Genomic DNA, 3,841 nt, shown 5'->3' with positions numbered 1-3,841 from the left:
TCTCCAGCTCGGCGAGCGACGCCACCGCTTGCGGCGTCAGCGGATCCACGCTTTCGCCGATCACGCGCGTCACTGCCTGCTGGAATTCCGGGCTGAAACGACCGGGATGCAATTCGCTGACGAAATACTGGGCGATGTCATTGGGGGCATCGAGGTGTTTGTACGAACGCCCCGTCATCTTGATTCGATCGAGCGGATACGTGCCGTTCAGCACAAAACCGAGCGGCCGGAGAATGCGCGTGAACGCGGCCTCGCCCGGCGGCAACGCGCCGGATTCGCTCCATCGCACGGTGCGCAGCGCGCCGTGATCGAACTGAACGCGGGTTTGCGTGTGTTGCAGATCGGCGGTGTACGCACGGCCGCTCGGCGCGCGTTCGAGCAGGTCGGCAAACAGCGCCATGTTCATCGCCTGAGCGAGTTCGGCCCGGGTGACCGTGCCGGACGTGAACGTGTCTATTCCCGCAGGCAAGTTCATCAATAGCACTAATCCGGCGACCTCCGTTTCAGGAACGACGGTATAAAGCAGGGCGGCGAGGTTGGGATTCATTCTTTGAGTTTCCGGCTGATGCTGTACGGCAGGGGCGGAAGGCTCGATCAGCCCTGTACGCAATTCAATGGAAACTGATTCTGGGACGCGTCAAAAAGCCACGCAATTGATATAAACTCATTAGTTGGTTCTGGAAATGCACCAAGTGCGGTTTTTTTGCGTTATCGAGGCTTGTAAATACATGAGAAAAGGCATCCCCAATCTGGTCGCGCTGCAGATTTTCGAAGCGGCTGCGCGCCATGAGAGCTTTACCCGCGCCGCCAACGAACTCTCGCTCACGCAAAGCGCGGTGTGCAGGCAAGTGGCATCGCTGGAAAGCAGATTGGGCGTCGCGTTGTTCCTGCGAATCAAGAAGCGCATTGTGCTGACCACGCACGGAAGGCAGTACGCCGCGCTCGTGCGCAAGAATCTCGACCGGATCGAACGTGACACGCTCGAATTGATGGCGCAGCGTGGCGTCGGGCGGATTCTGGAGATTGCGGTCGTTCCGACGCTCGCGAGTCAATGGCTGATTCCGCGACTGCCGCAATTTCGTGCGTTGCGCCCGGATATCACGGTGAACCTGTCGATCCGTACGGAGCCTTTTCTGTTCAGCGACTCTCCTTTCGATGCCGCGCTGTACTTCGGCGATTCCGTTTGGCCCGGGACGCAAGGCAAGCTGCTGTTCCGCGAGGGGAAGGTCGTGCCGGTGTGCAGTCCGTCGTTACTGGCGGGCGCCGCGCCGATTTCACTGGATCAATTGACTGATTTGCCGCTGTTGCATTTATCGACCAGACCGGACGCTTGGCGTACGTGGTTCCGGCTCAATGGACTGGAACACGACGTGCGCGCGGTCCGTGGCGCCCGGTATGAATTGTTCACGATGCTCACGAGCGCCGCGCAGGCGGGTCTGGGCGTGGCGCTGCTGCCGGAGATTCTGCTGGCGGATGAATTGTCGTCGGGAAGGCTGGTCGTTCCCCTCGATAAACCCATGACCGGCGCATCGGGCTATTACCTCGTTGCCCCGGATGAAATTGCCAACGACGAACCGTTCGTGGCGTTATCGGAATGGCTGAGTTCGATCGTGCCGCGGATGGAGGAGGTGGAGGCGTGAAAAGCGTAGAGACGTTTAAAGCCGCAAAATAGGCCCTCACGCCCCCACCGGAGACAAACCTTGGCCCAGACAAAAATCCCTGCCGTCTACATGCGTGGCGGCACGAGCAAGGGCGTTTTCTTCCGTCACGACTGGCTGCCCGAAGACCCGGCTCTGCGCGACCGCATCCTCATGCGCGTGATCGGCAGCCCGGACCCCTACGGCCAGCACATCGACGGCATGGGCGGCGCCACCTCGAGCACGAGCAAGGTCGTGATCGTCGGGCCATCGTCGCGTGAAGATTGTGACGTGGATTACCGGTTCGGGCAGGTCGCCATCGACAAACCCGTCGTCGACTGGTCCGGCAATTGTGGCAACCTGACCTCGGCAGTGGGTCCGTTCGCGATCGCCCAGGGTCTCGTCGATGCCCCGCGCGACGGGGTCGCCACGGTCCGGATCTGGCAGGCCAACATCAACGCGAAGATCATTGCCCACGTGCCCATGCGTGACGGCGAAGTCGTGGAAGAAGGCGATTTCGAACTCGATGGCGTGACGTTTCCAGCAGCGGAAATCCGCATCGAATTCCTCGACCCCGCCGGCGATGGCGAAGGCTCGGACGGCGGCATGTTCCCGACCGGAAACGCATCGGATGTGCTCGACGTACCCGGCGTCGGCGCAGTCGAAATGACGATGATCAACGCCGGCAATCCTGCCATCTTCATCGATGCGACAGCCTTGGGCCTGAACGGCAACGAACTTCAGCGCGACGTGAATGGCAACGCGGAGTTGCTGCTCAAGGCCGAGGCGATTCGCGCGCACGCGGCGGTCCGCATGGGGCTCGCCAAGACCGCCAGCGAAGCCACGCAATCAAGGCCGCATACGCCCAAGCTCGCGTTCGTCGCGAAGCCGAGCGCTTACGTGGCATCGAGCGGCAAGCACATCGACCCCGCGACGCTCGACATCAACACCCGCATTTTTTCGATGGGCAAACTCCACCATGCAATGACCGGTACCGGGGCCGTCGCCATTGCGGTCGCGGCGGCCATTCCCGGGACGCTGGTCAACCGGCTCGTACCTGAATCGCAGGGGTCGATCCGCTTCGGCCATCCATCGGGGAGCCTTGCGGTCGGCGCCGAAACCAGGCGGATAGACAATGACTGGATCGTGACGAAAGCCATCATGAGCCGAAGCGCGCGCAGGTTGATGGAAGGGTTCGTGTTCGTGCCTTCAACGGTGTTTGATTCCTGAAACAACCGGTCAGGCTTTCACCATTAGGTTGACCAAGCATGACCTAATTACCTGATCCACCGGTTATCACCGAAAGATTTCCGGCATTCAAGTACGCCGATAACGTCAAATAAAGACGCGCCATTTATTTTTGATTTTTATCGGCGGCGCTATCCAATATTTTCCCTTTACGATCAGCCGTAGCGTGGCTGAGGCATCGACTCGTCTCGATCACATACACCCCTCGCAGACGCCGCCCAGGGCAATCGCGCGCTCTACGCGCCCACCCCGCTCAAGCCCACCAAAAACGTCCAGGAGAACATCGCTCATGGTTATGACACGCCTTCGCGTTCTTTTAGGCGCGCTCGTGCTGCTCGCCACGATCGCACGCCCCAGTCACGCGCAATACTCCACGGACTGGATCGCGAACACGTTTGGTACGAGTTCCACCTACGTAGGCAACGGCGCCCGATCGATGTGGATCGCGCCGGAAGGCATCGTCTACACGGCGTCGCTCTGGGACGAGAACGAGGGCGGTATCGCGATCTACCAGAACCGCCAGAACGCGGGTTCCATCGGCATACACAACGCATTTCAGGGCAGCGCGATCACGGGCAACGCGACATCCATTTTTGCAGCCATGCAATATGACAGGAACAAAGGCAGCGGCTATGTGGGCCGGTATAACCGCGTGACGAAGACGCAGGACTTTTCCATTGCCGTCAGCGCGACCACGACCGAAAAGCGCGCCGATGTCATCACGGGGCTCGCCACCTCCGGCTCCCTGCTCTACGCAAGCGACTTCCCGGGCAATCGCGTGCGCGTCTACACCACGGACGGCGTCTGGCAAAGCGACATCAACGTGACGGGAACAAAGGCAGCGGCTATGTGGGCCGGTATAACCGCGTGACGAAGACGCAGGACTTTTCCATTGCCGTCAGCGCGACCACGACCGAAAAGCGCGCCGATGTCATCACGGGGCTCGCCACCTCCGG

Annotated in this window: 2 protein-coding genes and 2 pseudogenes; 3 read left to right on the top strand and 1 reads right to left on the bottom strand. The window is 60.6% G+C overall.

What is annotated here, in order from left to right; translation table 11 throughout:
* A pseudogene (locus ACRXB1_RS32610) lies at positions 1-475 on the bottom strand (DUF1338 domain-containing protein); the annotation flags it as partial.
* Between the two features lie 253 nt (positions 476-728).
* On the opposite strand from ACRXB1_RS32610, the gene ACRXB1_RS32605 reads away from it, so the two are divergent.
* From ACRXB1_RS32605 to ACRXB1_RS32595, 3 genes and pseudogenes are all read left to right on the top strand, one after another.
* Positions 729-1,640 carry a LysR substrate-binding domain-containing protein gene (locus ACRXB1_RS32605; protein ID WP_449494377.1) on the top strand — a complete coding sequence of 304 codons (912 nt, stop codon included), beginning with the start codon at positions 729-731 and terminating at the stop codon, positions 1,638-1,640.
* A 60-nt stretch (positions 1,641-1,700) separates the two neighbouring features.
* The gene (prpF, locus tag ACRXB1_RS32600) at positions 1,701-2,867 is read left to right on the top strand and encodes a 2-methylaconitate cis-trans isomerase PrpF (RefSeq protein ID WP_449494376.1); all 1,167 of its coding nucleotides are present in this window, start codon (positions 1,701-1,703) and stop codon (positions 2,865-2,867) included.
* A 307-nt stretch (positions 2,868-3,174) separates the two neighbouring features.
* Positions 3,175-3,735 (top strand): annotated as a pseudogene (locus ACRXB1_RS32595) (SMP-30/gluconolaconase/LRE-like region family protein); the annotation flags it as partial.
* Positions 3,736-3,841: the final 106 nt, after the last annotated feature.

This window comes from Caballeronia sp. M23-90, assembly GCF_053574605.1.
Note: the sequence above shows the minus strand (reverse complement) of the source record. Positions and strands in the feature narration are given on the sequence as shown.

What these genes read in the sequence shown, in the direction of transcription:
- ACRXB1_RS32605 (WP_449494377.1), top strand. Translation starts at nt 729, where the DNA reads ATGAGAAAAGGCATCCCCAATCTGGTCGCGCTGCAGATTTTCGAAGCG.